Annotated in this window: 14 protein-coding genes; 9 read left to right on the forward strand and 5 right to left on the reverse strand. The window is 65.0% G+C overall.

What is annotated here, in order from left to right:
• The first annotated feature begins 59 nt into the window (after positions 1-59).
• Together QJT82_RS25385 and QJT82_RS25390 are read left to right on the forward strand one after the other, a co-directional pair.
• Positions 60-1,157, forward strand: a complete 1,098-nt coding sequence (locus tag QJT82_RS25385; protein WP_028341847.1) for a helix-turn-helix transcriptional regulator — start codon at positions 60-62, stop codon at positions 1,155-1,157.
• 192 nt (positions 1,158-1,349) lie between these two features.
• Positions 1,350-2,015, forward strand: coding sequence for a hypothetical protein (locus QJT82_RS25390; protein WP_035631918.1), 666 nt, complete (start codon positions 1,350-1,352; stop codon positions 2,013-2,015).
• 114 nt (positions 2,016-2,129) lie between these two features.
• Here the strand turns inward: QJT82_RS25390 and QJT82_RS25395 are convergent, their stop codons facing one another.
• From QJT82_RS25395 to QJT82_RS25405, 3 genes are read right to left on the reverse strand one after another with little or no spacing between them, the layout of a single operon-like run.
• Complete coding sequence (locus QJT82_RS25395; RefSeq protein WP_028341849.1) at positions 2,130-2,552, reverse strand: CAP domain-containing protein; 423 nt, start codon at positions 2,550-2,552, stop codon at positions 2,130-2,132.
• Positions 2,553-2,574: 22 nt separating this feature from the next.
• A complete protein-coding gene (locus QJT82_RS25400; RefSeq protein ID WP_028341850.1) occupies positions 2,575-2,781 on the reverse strand; it encodes a hypothetical protein in 207 nt (68 codons plus the stop codon).
• A gap of 40 nt (positions 2,782-2,821) precedes the next feature.
• Positions 2,822-3,844: a 2-dehydropantoate 2-reductase gene (locus tag QJT82_RS25405; protein WP_028341851.1), complete on the reverse strand. Its 1,023-nt coding sequence runs from the start codon at positions 3,842-3,844 to the stop codon at positions 2,822-2,824.
• 148 nt (positions 3,845-3,992) lie between these two features.
• On the opposite strand from QJT82_RS25405, the gene QJT82_RS25410 reads away from it, so the two are divergent.
• Both QJT82_RS25410 and QJT82_RS25415 read left to right on the forward strand, forming a co-directional pair.
• Positions 3,993-4,598: a YidB family protein gene (locus QJT82_RS25410; protein WP_028341852.1), complete on the forward strand. Its 606-nt coding sequence runs from the start codon at positions 3,993-3,995 to the stop codon at positions 4,596-4,598.
• A gap of 36 nt (positions 4,599-4,634) precedes the next feature.
• A complete protein-coding gene (locus QJT82_RS25415) occupies positions 4,635-4,913 on the forward strand; it encodes a GlsB/YeaQ/YmgE family stress response membrane protein (protein WP_028336227.1) in 279 nt (92 codons plus the stop codon).
• Between the two features lie 97 nt (positions 4,914-5,010).
• On the opposite strand, the gene QJT82_RS25420 is transcribed toward QJT82_RS25415, so the two are convergent.
• Both QJT82_RS25420 and QJT82_RS25425 read right to left on the reverse strand, forming a co-directional pair.
• On the reverse strand, positions 5,011-5,793 hold the full coding sequence (locus QJT82_RS25420) for an SDR family oxidoreductase (protein ID WP_028341853.1): 783 nt from the start codon (positions 5,791-5,793) through the stop codon (positions 5,011-5,013).
• A gap of 90 nt (positions 5,794-5,883) precedes the next feature.
• Positions 5,884-6,645: an N-acyl homoserine lactonase family protein gene (locus QJT82_RS25425; RefSeq protein WP_028341854.1), complete on the reverse strand. Its 762-nt coding sequence runs from the start codon at positions 6,643-6,645 to the stop codon at positions 5,884-5,886.
• A gap of 200 nt (positions 6,646-6,845) precedes the next feature.
• Between QJT82_RS25425 and QJT82_RS25430 the strand changes: the two genes are divergently transcribed.
• The 5 genes from QJT82_RS25430 to QJT82_RS25450 all read left to right on the forward strand — a co-directional run bounded on the left by QJT82_RS25430 (position 6,846) and on the right by QJT82_RS25450 (position 13,046).
• Positions 6,846-8,474, forward strand: coding sequence for an AMP-binding protein (locus tag QJT82_RS25430; protein WP_245288775.1), 1,629 nt, complete (start codon positions 6,846-6,848; stop codon positions 8,472-8,474).
• 15 nt (positions 8,475-8,489) lie between these two features.
• Positions 8,490-9,704, forward strand: coding sequence for an ABC transporter substrate-binding protein (locus QJT82_RS25435; RefSeq protein WP_028341855.1), 1,215 nt, complete (start codon positions 8,490-8,492; stop codon positions 9,702-9,704).
• 56 nt (positions 9,705-9,760) lie between these two features.
• Complete coding sequence (locus QJT82_RS25440; RefSeq protein ID WP_028341856.1) at positions 9,761-10,894, forward strand: NADH:flavin oxidoreductase/NADH oxidase; 1,134 nt, start codon at positions 9,761-9,763, stop codon at positions 10,892-10,894.
• Between the two features lie 2 nt (positions 10,895-10,896).
• On the forward strand, positions 10,897-11,748 hold the full coding sequence (locus QJT82_RS25445) for a helix-turn-helix domain-containing protein (RefSeq protein ID WP_028341857.1): 852 nt from the start codon (positions 10,897-10,899) through the stop codon (positions 11,746-11,748).
• 230 nt (positions 11,749-11,978) lie between these two features.
• Positions 11,979-13,046, forward strand: coding sequence for an acyl-CoA dehydrogenase family protein (locus QJT82_RS25450; protein WP_028341858.1), 1,068 nt, complete (start codon positions 11,979-11,981; stop codon positions 13,044-13,046).
• Positions 13,047-13,073 lie beyond the last annotated feature (27 nt).

Raw genomic sequence — 13,073 nt, forward strand, 5'->3', positions numbered from 1 at the left:
CGAGGTACAGCCTGTTTCGCCTGACAAAACAACGCTGTTTGCATCGGCGGAGCTGAATTTTGGTCGACCTGCACAGGCTTGACGATGTGACCGCGCGCCTCGGCGATGTGGTTCTCGATCCCTCGACCTGGCCGTCCTTCATGGACGAGGTTTGCGCCGCCATCGGCGCGACCGGCGCTGCGATGCTTCAGAGCGATATCCGCACCGAAGACATTCCGCGCACGGACTCGATCACCGAGTATTTCACCAAGACCTACTTCCCGCACAATCTTCACCTCACCGACATCCGCGCGGCCCGCGGCGTGCCGCTGATGCACGCCGGCGTCGACGTCATCACCGATGCGGATCTGTTCGAATCCGAAACCGAGATGCTGCGCGATCCGCTCTACGCTACGCTCGGCGAGTTCGGACTGAAATGGTTCGCGGCCGTCGGCTTCCACTCCGGCCCAGCATTGTGGGCACTGACGATCCAGCGCTCACCCACGGAAGGCCTGTTCGACGCCGACGAGATCAAGGCGCTGCGAAGGGTGTCGGCGCCGCTCACGGAAGCCGCGACGCTGTCCGCCGTCGTCGGCCGCTCCGCGCTCTCAGGCATCACCAGCGCGCTCGATCTGATCCAGGTCGCCGCGATTGCGGTCGGCCGCTTCGGCGCCGTGATCGGCATGAACAGCCAGGCGGAAAGCTGTCTCGGCCACGACCTTGCGATCCGCAATAATCGCCTCACGCTGCTCGACCGGCAGGCCAATGCCGATCTGACCAGGCTGATCGATCAGCTGGCCCACAGCTCGGACCTGCACCCATTACCGTCGTCGCCGATCGTGGTGCGCCGGATCGACAAGCGGCCAATCGTGATCCAGATCCAACCGGTGCCTCCGGCCGCGCGGTCGCCGTTCCTGGGGGCGCGCGCAATCCTGTTGATCCGCGATCTCGAAGGCAGCGCGGCGTTCGATCAGGCGCTGCTGGCGGCGACGTTCGAACTGACGCCGGCGCAGGCACGCCTCGCCACCCGGCTTGCACGCGGCGATTCGGTCGAAGCGGCCGCGCAGGAGGCCGGCGTTGCCCTTGCCACCGCGCGCAATCAGCTCAAGACGATCTTCCAGAAGACCGGCACGCACAGGCAGGCGGAACTGGTTGCGTTGCTGCACAGGGTGAAGTGAACGATTAAACGCGAATTGTTCTGATCTCCGGCCCGTTCCGATGAGATTCTTCAATTATTCCAATCGCGAAGGCTGTGTTCCATCAACCGCAGCAACATTCCACAGGTCAGGAAAATCGTCGGGTTCCCGGGTGACAAGTGTCACTAAAATGGCGACAATCTGCTCACTCTGTGTCGTTCGGGTTTGGTCTCAATGTCCGTGATGCCGTCACGATCATCGACGTTGGCTGTTGCCGCTTTCGCCGTCGCTTGCGTGCTGGCGCCGATGAGCGCGCACGCGCAATGGTGGCGCGGCGGGCCGAAGGACTTCGAGGACTGCGCCGACCTCGCCGAGAAGGCCAAGACCAGGGAAGACAAGACCGCGCAACTCGCCGATTGCAACGCCAAGTTCGCCGGCCGCCGCAAGCCCGGCGGCGGTTACACTTATTACGACTTTATGCAGGACCGCAGCTTCGACATTGCCGGTCCCAATCCGACGCCGGACGAGCAGAAGAAGATCGACCAGGAATATACCGGCTATCTCGAGCAGCAGCGGCGCTCGCGTATCGTCGCGGCGTTCAATGCGAAGCAACTCGAGCGGCAGGAGACACAGCCGGTGCGGCCGCCGCAGATCCAGCAGGCGTCATTGCACAATGAGCCGGTGCGCAGTGAAACTGCGAAAGTCCCCGTCCCCGCCGCAAGGCCGGTCAAGCCGCGGGTCGCTGCCGTCCCTATTCCCGAGCCGCGGCCGCGGGCAAGCAACTGCGTGAAGGGTACGTTCTCCTGCGAATGGCCGCGGCTTTCCGAGGGATTGGACGGCCTGAAGAAGCTGTTCACGCCGACACCGCCGCCACCGACCAAGGTTGCGAAGCGAAACTGACGACTCGCTTAGTCATTCCGGGGCTCGCGCAAGCGAGAACCCGGAATCTCGCTGCCATTACCGTCGAGATTCCGGGTTCGTCGCTTCGCTCCGCCCCGGAATGACACCGCAGGCTCAATCGGTAATCACCATCGCCCAGAACCTGCGGTACGGCGACTTCGGGTTGTCGACGAAGGCGACGCCGACGCGCTTGGCGCCCGGCATCAACAGGTTCTCGCGATGGCCGGGCGAATTCTCCCACTGCTTCAGCATCTCGGCGAAGGCGATGAAGCCGGCGCCGATATTTTCGGCGGCGCGCTGCTTCTTGAGCGGCGCGATGCGCGTGAAGAAGCTGCCGCCCGCGGAGTGGCTGACCGATCCGGTCGCCGACATCGCCTGCGCCTGCTTCAGCGCCATCGCGTTCAGCTTCGCGTCGAGCTTCACCGCGGGCATGCGATTGGCGCGCCGGTAGGCACTGATCGAACCGGCATAGTCGTCGGCGCCTGCGGCCGTGGCGAAGCCAAACACGAAGGTGAGCGCGAGGAACAGCAGCTTCATCTGAGGTCGTCTCTGTCATGGATCAGCGCGCGCGGGTGCGCTTGTGGTGTCGGGGCGCGACCGATCTGTGCGCAGGCACGGCCGCTCGGCTTGCTGCCGCAGCCGCCGCGCGCTGCTCCTGCAAGCGCGCATCATAGCCAGGCGACGGTGTCACGGTCGGCGGCGCCGCACGGGCCGGGCCGGCCACGAGCGCAACAAGCGTGAGCAGCATGATGCTGGACCGTTTCATGATGTCACCTCCTCTGTTGTTCGATCGACGTGGCGAACGATCATCGGCGTTCATGGTCGCTGCCATCGCGGATCTGTTCTGGCGTCAGCCCCGGCGATCCCTTGCCGTCCGCCTCCGCCTTCCGGATCAGCGCGATGACGCGGCGCGACAATGGCGCCGCGAGCCCGCGGCGATCCGCGATCGCGGTGATCACGCCCTGCAGATAGTCGATCTCGGTGCGGCGGCCGCGCTGCAGATCCTCCCACATCGAGGAGCGCGCCTCGGGATCGATCTTCATGGTGCGGCCGAGCAGCATGTCGAACAGCGCATCCGGCAGCCGCAGCAAAGACGGCATCCAGCTCGACGGCAGCGGCGTCGGCGACACCGGCGCAATGCCTTCGGCGCGCACCGCGGCCAGGCCCTCGGCCATCTGATCGGCAAGCAGTCGTCGCCAGCCGCGCTGCGCGAGCTGTTGCCGCAGCGGAATATTGGACAGCGCATTGAGCGCATTGTTGAGATTGACGATCAGCTTGCCCCACTGCACGCCGTCGATATCGCCGGTGGGCTTGATCGCAAGCCCGGGCACCGACAGCCGCGCCGCGGTGCCCGCGTCATCCTGCGCGATCACGATGTCGCCGGAGGTCGAGCGATGGAAGCGGCCGTCGCCGAGCGTGACCACGTTGAACGGCACCATGCCGCCGAGCACCTTGCGGCCCGGCAGGCGGTCGCGCAGCAGCGGCACATTGCCGACGCCGTTCTGCAGGCTGATCACCGCGGCATCGCCAGGCGCGTGGCGCGCGATCACATCGGCCATCGCGGCGGTATCGGCACTCTTCACCGTCACCAGCACGGTCTGAACGTCGGACAAGATCGACGGATCGTCGGACACAATGAGCCGGTCCGCGGATACCGTCCGCTCGGAGCCGTCAAAGCTGCTGATCCGCAAGCCGTTGCCTGCGATCTCCCGGATCAGCCGCGGCCGCGCCAGCAGCGCGACACGGCGCCCCGCGGCCGCGAGCATGCCGCCGACGAAGCAGCCGATGCTTCCGGCGCCCGCAATGCCGATCGGCCGGTCCTGGTTCATCTGGAACGTCCATTCATCATTGGCTCGATAGCAGACCTTGGGTTGCCTGCCTATTTCGACGCACCGCAGGTCGGGTGGCCCGCCTTGTAACCGTCATGGGCGGAAGCTATGTTTCCCGCTCGGGGCACGGTTGCGGCAGGAGACGATCATGGGTTTACTGGACGTACTCAACGGCATGCAGAACGGCCCGCGCGGTCCGAGCGCGCCAAGCACATCATCCGACAGCTCCAGCGGCGGCGGAATGTCGCCGATGACGATGGCGATCCTCGCGCTGCTCGCATGGAAGGCGGTCAAGCATTTCTCGGGCGACCAGGCGGACGCGAGCGCCCCTGAGCCGAAGCCGGCGCAGGCGCCGCCGCTTCCTCCCGGCAACGTCACTGCAGGCCTGCCCGGCGGCGCCGGTGGCGGCGGGCTCGGTGATCTGCTGAAGGGCGGCCTTGGTGGCCTGCTCGCCGGCGGCGCAGCCGGCACCGTGCTCAGCGGCGGCCTCGGCGACCTGCTCAACCAGTTGCAGCAAAAGGGTCACGGCGACGCGGCCAATTCCTGGGTCAGCAACGGTCCCAACAAGCAGATCGCGCCCGGCGATCTCGCCAACGCGCTCGGCGCCGACCAGATCGACTCGCTGGCGTCAACGAGCGGCCTGTCGCGCGACGATCTGCTGCAGGGCTTGAGCCAGTATCTGCCCGACGCGATCAATCACCTGACGCCGGACGGACGGCTGCCGAGCGGCGACGAGTTGCACCGCAGGCTCTGACGGCAGCGTTGATTCCATCTGAGGAGGACGACAGTCATGGGCGGCATCATCTGGGTCATCATCGTCGGCTTTATCGCGGGGATCATCGCGCGGTTCCTGTCGCCGGGACCGAACAATCCAAGCGGCTTTATTCTCACCACCGTGCTCGGCATCGCCGGTGCGTTTCTCGCGACCTTCATCGGCCAGGCGATCGGCCATTACGGTCCCGAACAAGGCGCCGGCTTCATCACCGCCACGATCGGCGCGCTGGTGGTGCTGTTCATCTGGAATCGGCTGGTCGCGGCGCGCGTGATCCCGGATCCGGGAAACAGGTGACAGCACAGCAAACCGAATATCGATCCAAAATCAAAATGCCCGGGCCTGGCCCGGGCATTTTCGTTTCCGTAACGGTCGGCAGACGTGGATAGCCAGTTCACTGAATCAGATGCATGCCGGCATCCATGCGGACGAACTCGCCGGTCATGTTGCTCGAGGCCGGGCTTGCCAGGAAGCAGACCAGATTGGCGATATCTTCGGCCGTTGATGCGACCTTCAGCGGCACCCGCGCGACCACGGCATCGCGCACCTGCTTGGCGCCCGTCTCGCCGCGCCCCTTGGTGAACCAGGGCGTATCGATATAGCCCGGACACACCGTGTTGACGCGGATCAACGGCGCCAGCGCGCGCGCCAGTGACTGCGTCATGGTGTTGAGCGCGCCCTTGCTCGCGGCATAGGCGACCGACGAACCACCGCCGGAAATGCCGGCGACCGAGGAGACGTTGACCACCGCCGAGGGACGGCCAGATGCCTTCGCGCCGGCTTCGAGCAGCGCGCGCGCGGCACGAACCATCTGGAACGGGCCGATGGTGTTGACGGCGTAGATGCGCTGGAAATCCTCCGCGGTCAGGCCGTCGAGATCGTGATGCGGCACGTGCTTGGTGGTGCCCGCATTGTTGACGAGCACGTCGAGGCGGCCCCAGCCCTGCGCGGCGGCTGCGATCTTCTTGCAGTCCTCATCGCGCGAGACGTCGCCCTGCACCACCAGCACCTCGGCGCCCTGCTTGCGGCAGGCTTCCGCGGTCGCTTCAGCTTCCGCCTTGCTGTTGGAATAGTTGATGATGAGGCGCGCGCCCTGCGTGGCGAGGATTTGCGCGGTGGCGGCGCCGAGTCCCGATGCCGATCCCGTCACGATCGCGCACAAACCATCCTTGGACATCTGCATTTTCCTTGTTGTTGTGAGCCAGATGAACTCCGGCGGCGGCACACCATATCGCGTGAGACAGCATCTGCAAACCGCGCCAAACCTTCACGTATAGGCATTCGGCCCCTTTTGCAGGCTGGCCCACTGCGCCTCGTCATGGCCGCAGATGATCCTGACGCCGGATGCCTCGAGCCTGGCGATCTCGTCGAGCGACTTCAGGAACTGGTCGACATCGAGACTGTTCTTCGGTGAAGTCCGCTGGTCGAGATTGGCGCGCACACTGAGCGCGTCGGAGGCGAGCAGGAATTCGCCGCTGTTGTCGAGCTTGACCAGCGCGCCGGTCGTTCCCTTCGAGTGGCCGGGCAGCGGGACCAGCGTGAGCTTGCCGTCGCCGAACACATCCATCTGCTTATCGAAGATCTCCATCTTCAGCGGATGATCCCAATCCGCCTTGATGTATCCGCGATCGAACGCGTTATCGGCATTCGCCGCCTCGACCTCGAGTGCGTGCACGAAGATCGTCGCCTTCTTGAAGAAGGCGTTGCAGCCGCAATGGTCGGTGTGCAGGTGGGAGCAGATCACCACGTCGATGTCGTCGGGGCCGAGGCCAACGGCCTTCAGGCTCGTCAGCACATGGTCGTCCGCCGGCATGATCGGGCGCATGTATTTGGCCAGCGTGCCGAGCCGTCCTTCAGGATCGGTCGCGACATCGGGATGGCATCCGGTATCGAACAGCACATTGCCTTGCGTGTGCCGCAACAGCACGCAGGACACCGGAAGCTCGATCATCTCGCCGCGCGCCGCGTCAGGCAGATAAGTCCGCTTCGACATCTGGAGACGGCCGCCCGACAACATGTGCATCTTCATCTCGTTACCTCCGATTTTGGCTTCAAATTACATATGAGTTTTATGGAAACTCATAATGGATTTGACAGCATATTATTCGTCCTTATAGCTTCCGCGCAACGTCGCGATCGCATGACAAATGCGCTCAACGAAGCACCCGGCTCTTTCGGATCGGCATCGTTGACATCGATCAGCGGCCGTCAGAGGGAAGTTTCGCCACGATGTACACCGTGTTCAGCACGTTCGCTGCGACATCCGATGCGGCAGCGTTCAAACCCTTTCTCTGCATTCCCGCGCGTCCCGACCGCGCATACTTTCCCGATGGCGTCGAACTGTCCTATGGCGCCATTGCGCGGCAGGTCTGCGCATTGCGCGATCAGTACCGCGCAGCAGGCTTCGGCCACGGACACCGCGCCTGCCTGCTGCTGGAGAACCGGCCCGATTTCATCGTGCATTGGCTGGCGCTCAACGGCCTCGGCGTCTCGATCGTTCCGATCAACCCGGCCTATCGCGCGGCGGAAATCGCGTACCTGATCGCGCATGCCGAGCCTGACCTGATCGTCACGCTGGCCGATCAGAAGGAATTGCAGAAAGCGTTGACCGGCGACGTTCCGCTGCTCACCGTCTCCGGTGACGATCTCGGCGCCGGCATCGAGAAAGTCCCGCCGGCCAGGCGGCCACCACCGCACGCCGGCGAGCCGGGAAGCGAGACCGAGGCTGCGCTGCTCTACACGTCAGGCACGACGGCGCGCCCGAAGGGATGCATCCTGACCAATGAATACGTGGTCTCGACCGGCCGCTGGTACATCAGCCACGGCGGCGAAGCGACGTATCATGCAGGAACGGAGCGCCTGTACAGCCCGCTGCCGCTGTTTCACATGGCCGGCCTGACGCTGACCCCGATCGCGATGATGCTGACCGGCGGCTGTCTGATCCTGCCGGAACGCTTCAACGCGAAACATGCCTGGCGCGACATCGTCGCGTGCCGGGCAACCGTGCTGCATTATCTCGGCGTGATCGTCGCGGCCCTGCTGGCGCAGCCGGAGACGCCGGACGAGAAAGCCCATGCGCTGCGCTTCTCGATGGGCGTCGGCGCCAATCCCGAGCAGCGCGCGCGGGCTCGCGAACGCTTCGACATCCCCTTCGTCGAAGGCTGGGGCATGACGGAGACCGGACGCAGTCCGTTCAACACGGTCGAGCCGCGCCATCTCGAGACCAACACAATCGGTCGCAGCGTCCCCGGCCTCGAAATGATCATCCTCGATGCCGACGGCAATGCGCTGCCGGCAGGCGCAGTCGGTGAGCTCTGCGTACGCCATTCGGAAGCGACGCCGCGGCGCGGCTTCTTCTCCGGCTATCTGAAGGACCCCGAGGCCACCGAGCAGGCCTGGCGCGGCGGCTGGTTTCACACCGGCGACAGCGCCTGGCAGCACGAGGACGGCGCCTTCGTGTTCGTCGACCGGCTGAAGCACCTGGTTCGGCGCGCCGGCGAGAACATCTCGGCGGCGGAGGTCGAGGCCGTGCTGACGACGTCGCCTCTGGTCAAGCAGGCCGCAGTCGTCGCCGCGCGCGATCCGATCCGCGACGAGGAAGTTGCGGCCTTCATCGTGATCAACGACGGCACCGATGCTGCACGCGAGCTCGCGCAAGACATCTTCCATTTCTGCCGCGAACGCCTGGCGGCGTTCAAGCTGCCGGCGTGGATCGCCTTCGTGGCGGAGCTGCCGCTGACCTCGACCAACAAGATCCAGAAACACGTGCTGCTCGGCGCGGACAGGGATCCGCAGTCGCATCCGGGCATGATCGACCTGCGGCAAGACAAGACCAACGCCATAAGGCAATCGAAGTAGAGGAAACCAGGGACAATGACATCGAGATACGGATGGATGGCCGCGAGCGCTGCAATCCTCTCAGTCGTCTTCGCCGCACCATCCCACGCGCAGATTTCCGACGACGCGGTGAAGATCGGCGTGCTGACCGATCAGGCCGGCCTCTACGCCGACGCTGCCGGCCCCGGCGCGGTCGAAGCGGTCCGGATGGCGATCGCGGATTTCGGCGGCAAGGTTTTGGGCAAGCCGATCGCCATGGTCGATGCCGACCATCAGAACAAGGCGGATATCGGCGCCGGCATCGCGCGGCGCTGGTACGAGCAGGAGAATGTCGACGTCATCGTCGATTTCGCCAATTCCGCGGTCGCTTTCGCCGTGCTCGAGCTCACCAAGCAGAAGAACAAGGCGATGCTGGTGTCGTCGGCCGGCTCCTCCGATCTGACCGGCAAGGGCTGTTCGGCGAATTCGGTGCAGTGGACCTACAATACCTATGCGCTCGCCAACAGCACGGTTCGGGCGCTGGCCAAATCGGGCGCCAAGAGCTGGTACTTCGTCACGGTCGACTACGCCTTCGGCCATGCGCTGCGCAACGACGCGGCCAGGACCGTGGAGAAGGTCGGCGGCAGCATCGCCGGCGAGGTGCGGCATCCGCTCAACAGCATGGATTTCTCGTCCTATCTGCTGCAGGCCCAGAGCTCGAAGGCCGACGTGATCGCCTTTGCCAACACCGGCGGCGACCTCGCCAACTCGATCCGGCAGGCGCAGGAATTCGGGATGGCGCACACGCAAAAGCTCGCGGCCTTCCTGATGCAGACCAGCGACATCCACGCGATCGGCTTGCAGGCAGCCCAGGGGCTGCAGCTCGCGACCGCCTTCTATTGGGATCTCGACGACAAGACCCGCGACTTTGCCGCGCGCTTCATGGCCAGGACCAAGAAGCGGCCGACCATGGTGCAGGCCGGTCTCTACTCCGCGGTCATGAACTATCTCAAGGCGGTCGAGAAGTCCGGCACCGACGACGGCCCCAAGGTGATCGCGCAAATGAAGGACATGCCGATCGACGATTTCTTCGCCCGCAACGCATTCCTGCGCGAGGACGGTCAGCTGATCCACGACATGTATCTCGTGCAGGTGAAGTCGCCGGCCGAATCGAAGGGCGCCTGGGACTACGAGAAGCTGGTTCAGGTGATCCCGGGCAAGGAGGCGTTTGCGACGCCCGAGGAGAGCGCCTGCCCGCTGTTGAAGAAATGATCGCCCACGAACCCACACATCACAGGCAAGAAACCACAAGCAAGGCTGGAGATCGCATGACCGAGCTGCCGCTGCTCTTTACCCCGCTGCAACTGCGCGACCTCGAACTGAAGAACCGGATCATGGTCTCGCCGATGGCGACCTATTCGGCGCGGGAGGGGCGCGCCACCGATTGGCACACCGCGCATATCGGCAAGCTCGCCGCCGGCGGCGCCGGCCTCGTGTTCGTCGAGCAGAGCTCGGTGAACACCCAGGGGCGCATCACCCATGGATGCCTCGGCATCTGGGACGATACGCACATCGCGGACCACGCCGCCCTCGCCGCGCTGATCCACAGCTTCAACGCCAAGGCCGCGATCCAGATCGCACATGGTGGCCGGAAGGGCTCGTCGCAGCGGCCGTGGGAAGGCGGCAACCCGCTGGGTGAGGCCGACATCAAGGCGCGCGGCGAAGGCCCGTGGCAGATCGCGGCCTCGAGCGGCATTCCCTTCGACGACGGCTGGCCCTCGCCGCAGATGATGACGTCAGAGCAGATCGATGCCCTGGTGGACGACTATCGCCAGGCGTTTCGCCGTGCGAGGGCGGCCGGTTACGACGTCATCGAGCTGCACTGCGCGCACGGCTATCTGATGCACTCGTTCCTGTCGCCGCTGGCGAACAACCGCAACGACGAGTATGGCGGATCGCGCGAGAACCGCATGCGCCTGCCGCTGCGGATCGCGGCGATCATGCGCGAGGAATGGCCGGACCATCTGCCGGCCTTCGTCCGCATCTCGTCGGTCGACGGCGTCGACATCGGCTGGGGAATCGAGGACTCGATCGCGTTTGCGACCGAGCTGAAGGCGATCGGGATCGACATGGTGGACTGCTCGTCGGGCGGCATGAAATTGCCGCGCGGCAATTCGCTGGTGTCGCGAACCCCGGGCTTCCAGGTGCCGTTCGCCGCGCGCATCCAGAAGGAAGCCGGCATGCCGACGGTGGCGGTCGGGCTGATCCGCGAACCGGACTACGCCGAAGCCATTTTGCGGGACGGCAAGGCGACGCTTATTGCGCTCGGCCGCGAACTGCTGTGGAATCCGAACTGGCCCGCGCAGACGGCACTTGCGCTCGGATGCGATCCGGAGTGGACGAGTTGGCCCGAGCAATATGGCTGGTGGCTGAAGCGGCGGGTGGCGCAGCAGGGACGATAGCGATGCCGGTGGCGAAGAAGGATGTGGCGAAGGCCGGCGCAGCCGCCGGCCCGCGGACTTTCGATCGCCCCGATTTCCCCGGCGACACCTCGCGCGACCTGCCGAAGATGGACAATGCGGTCAAGTCGGCGCGGCGCGTGTTCGATGTGCTCGAATTCTTCGAGGAGCACCAGCGCGCCGCTTCCGCGATCGAGGTCGCGGCCGCGCTCAAGTTCCCGCAATCCAGCACCTCGGCGTTGATGCGAACGATGACGGCGTTCGGCTATCTCCACTATGACACCAGCCGCCGCACCTATATCCCGACGCCGCGAATCTCGATGCTGGGGCACTGGCTGAGCCCGGCGTTGTTCACGAAGGGACGCCTGGTCAATTTGATGGAAGAGCTCTCCGCGCGGACCGGGGAGACCATCATGCTCGCGGTGCGCAACGGGCTCAGCGCGCAGTATGTCCATATCATTCAGGCCAAGCTGCCGATGCGGCTGTATGTCAAGGCCGGAACGCTGCGGCCGCTGGCGCGATCGGCATCGGGTTACGCGCTGCTGTCGGCCTATCCCGACAAGGAGGTGCGCCGCCTGGTGCGCCTGATCAATGCCAACGAGACCCGGCCCGATCGGCAGGTCGACATCAAGGCGCTGCTGCTGGAGCTGAAGAAGGTCCGCGCCAAGGGGCACGCCTTCTCGCTCGGCCTGGTCACGCCGGGCGCGGGCGCCGTCGCCATGAACCTGCCGCCATCAGCGGAATCGAACGAACCGCTGGTGCTATGCGTGGCCGGATTGAACGACGCGCTGGTCACCCAGGAGACCGAGTTCGCCGACCTGATGCGGAAGGCGATCGAGTTTCATCTGGCGGACTGAACAGATGTCACCGGCCAGTTTGCACGTGTGCGTGGCATACAAACAGGGACCATCGAAAGTTCACAATGCGGAATTCGTGCAAGGCGTCCGGCTTCATGCCATCCGCGCAAGTGGCCCTGCGGGCAGCGCTTGTCACGGCTATGGCTTTTCCGCATCATTGAGCGCAAGACAACATCGCAAGCAGGGCATGGCCGAACGGCCAGCCCGAGCCAATCAACACGAGGAACGCTGTGGCGGAGAGTGAGAACATCGTCGCCGAGACCGCGGAAAAGATTTTCGCCGATCTCGCGGATGCCCAAACCATCAATCACGACAAGCAGGGCGCATGGAAGGCGCCGCTGTGGCAGGCGCTGACCGAAGCCGGCCTGCCGCTGTCCTGGGTGCCCGACGATCTCGGCGGTTCCGGCGCCAGTCTTGCCGAGGGATTTAGCGTCCTCAACGTCGCCGGGCGACATGCGATCGCTGTTCCGCTGGCCGAAACAATGCTGGCCGGCTGGCTGCTGACGCAGGGCAAGATAAACTCCCCCGAAGGCGAGATGACCGTGCTGCCGGCAAGCCCGAAGGACCGCGTCACGCTCAACGCCGACGGCAGCCTCTCCGGCCGGGCCCGCGGCGTGCCGTTTGCCAAGGACGCAAAGCATTTCGCGGTGCTGGCTGTTGGCAATGGCGGGGTGTCGATTGCGCTGGTCGACGCCGCGAAGGGCCGGATCGAATCCGGCGTCGGGCTAGGCGGCGATCACAACGACACCGTCACGCTCGACAAGGTGCAGCCGGTCACGACCAGGCCGGCGCCGAAGGGTTTTGACCAGACCACGCTGATGCTGATGGGCGGCGTGGTGCGCAGCCTGCAGATCGCCGGCGCGCTGGAAGCGATGCTCGACATCTCCGTGCGCTATTCCAACGAGCGCGTCGCCTTCGAGAAGAAGATCTCGAAATTCCAGGCGGTGCAGCACAACCTCGCCCGGCTCGCCGGCGAAAACGCCGCGGCACTCGCCGCCGCGACCTCGGCCGCCGACACGATCGTCAGCGCCAAGTCGCTGGACACCGATGCGGTGTTCCTGGAGGCCGCAGCGGCCAAGATCCGCTGCTCGGAAGCGGCGGAGAAAGGCAGCAGCATCGCCCACCAGGTGCATGGTGCGATCGGCTTCACGATCGAGCACATCCTGCACCGCTATTCGCTGCGGGCGCTCGCCTGGCGCGACGATTTCGGCTCGGAGAGCTACTGGGCGGTCGAGCTCGGCAAGCTCGTCGCGAATCGTGGCGCCGATGAATTGTGGCCGCTGGTGGCTTCGCGCTGAGATCAGGCAGAAAGATCAGGACTGGAC

Origin of the sequence: Bradyrhizobium sp. Mp19 (assembly GCF_029952935.1) — a bacterium.
GTDB lineage: Bacteria > Pseudomonadota > Alphaproteobacteria > Rhizobiales > Xanthobacteraceae > Bradyrhizobium > Bradyrhizobium elkanii.

Coding starts and splice junctions, on each gene's coding strand:
- QJT82_RS25390 (WP_035631918.1), top strand. CDS start 1,350: ATGTCCGTGATGCCGTCACGATCATCGACGTTGGCTGTTGCCGCTTTC.
- QJT82_RS25395 (WP_028341849.1), bottom strand. CDS start 2,552: ATGAAGCTGCTGTTCCTCGCGCTCACCTTCGTGTTTGGCTTCGCCACG.
- QJT82_RS25400 (WP_028341850.1), bottom strand. CDS start 2,781: ATGAAACGGTCCAGCATCATGCTGCTCACGCTTGTTGCGCTCGTGGCC.
- QJT82_RS25405 (WP_028341851.1), bottom strand. CDS start 3,844: ATGAACCAGGACCGGCCGATCGGCATTGCGGGCGCCGGAAGCATCGGC.
- QJT82_RS25410 (WP_028341852.1), top strand. CDS start 3,993: ATGGGTTTACTGGACGTACTCAACGGCATGCAGAACGGCCCGCGCGGT.
- QJT82_RS25415 (WP_028336227.1), top strand. CDS start 4,635: ATGGGCGGCATCATCTGGGTCATCATCGTCGGCTTTATCGCGGGGATC.
- QJT82_RS25420 (WP_028341853.1), bottom strand. CDS start 5,793: ATGTCCAAGGATGGTTTGTGCGCGATCGTGACGGGATCGGCATCGGGA.
- QJT82_RS25425 (WP_028341854.1), bottom strand. CDS start 6,645: ATGAAGATGCACATGTTGTCGGGCGGCCGTCTCCAGATGTCGAAGCGG.
- QJT82_RS25430 (WP_245288775.1), top strand. CDS start 6,846: ATGTACACCGTGTTCAGCACGTTCGCTGCGACATCCGATGCGGCAGCG.
- QJT82_RS25435 (WP_028341855.1), top strand. CDS start 8,490: ATGACATCGAGATACGGATGGATGGCCGCGAGCGCTGCAATCCTCTCA.
- QJT82_RS25440 (WP_028341856.1), top strand. CDS start 9,761: ATGACCGAGCTGCCGCTGCTCTTTACCCCGCTGCAACTGCGCGACCTC.
- QJT82_RS25445 (WP_028341857.1), top strand. CDS start 10,897: ATGCCGGTGGCGAAGAAGGATGTGGCGAAGGCCGGCGCAGCCGCCGGC.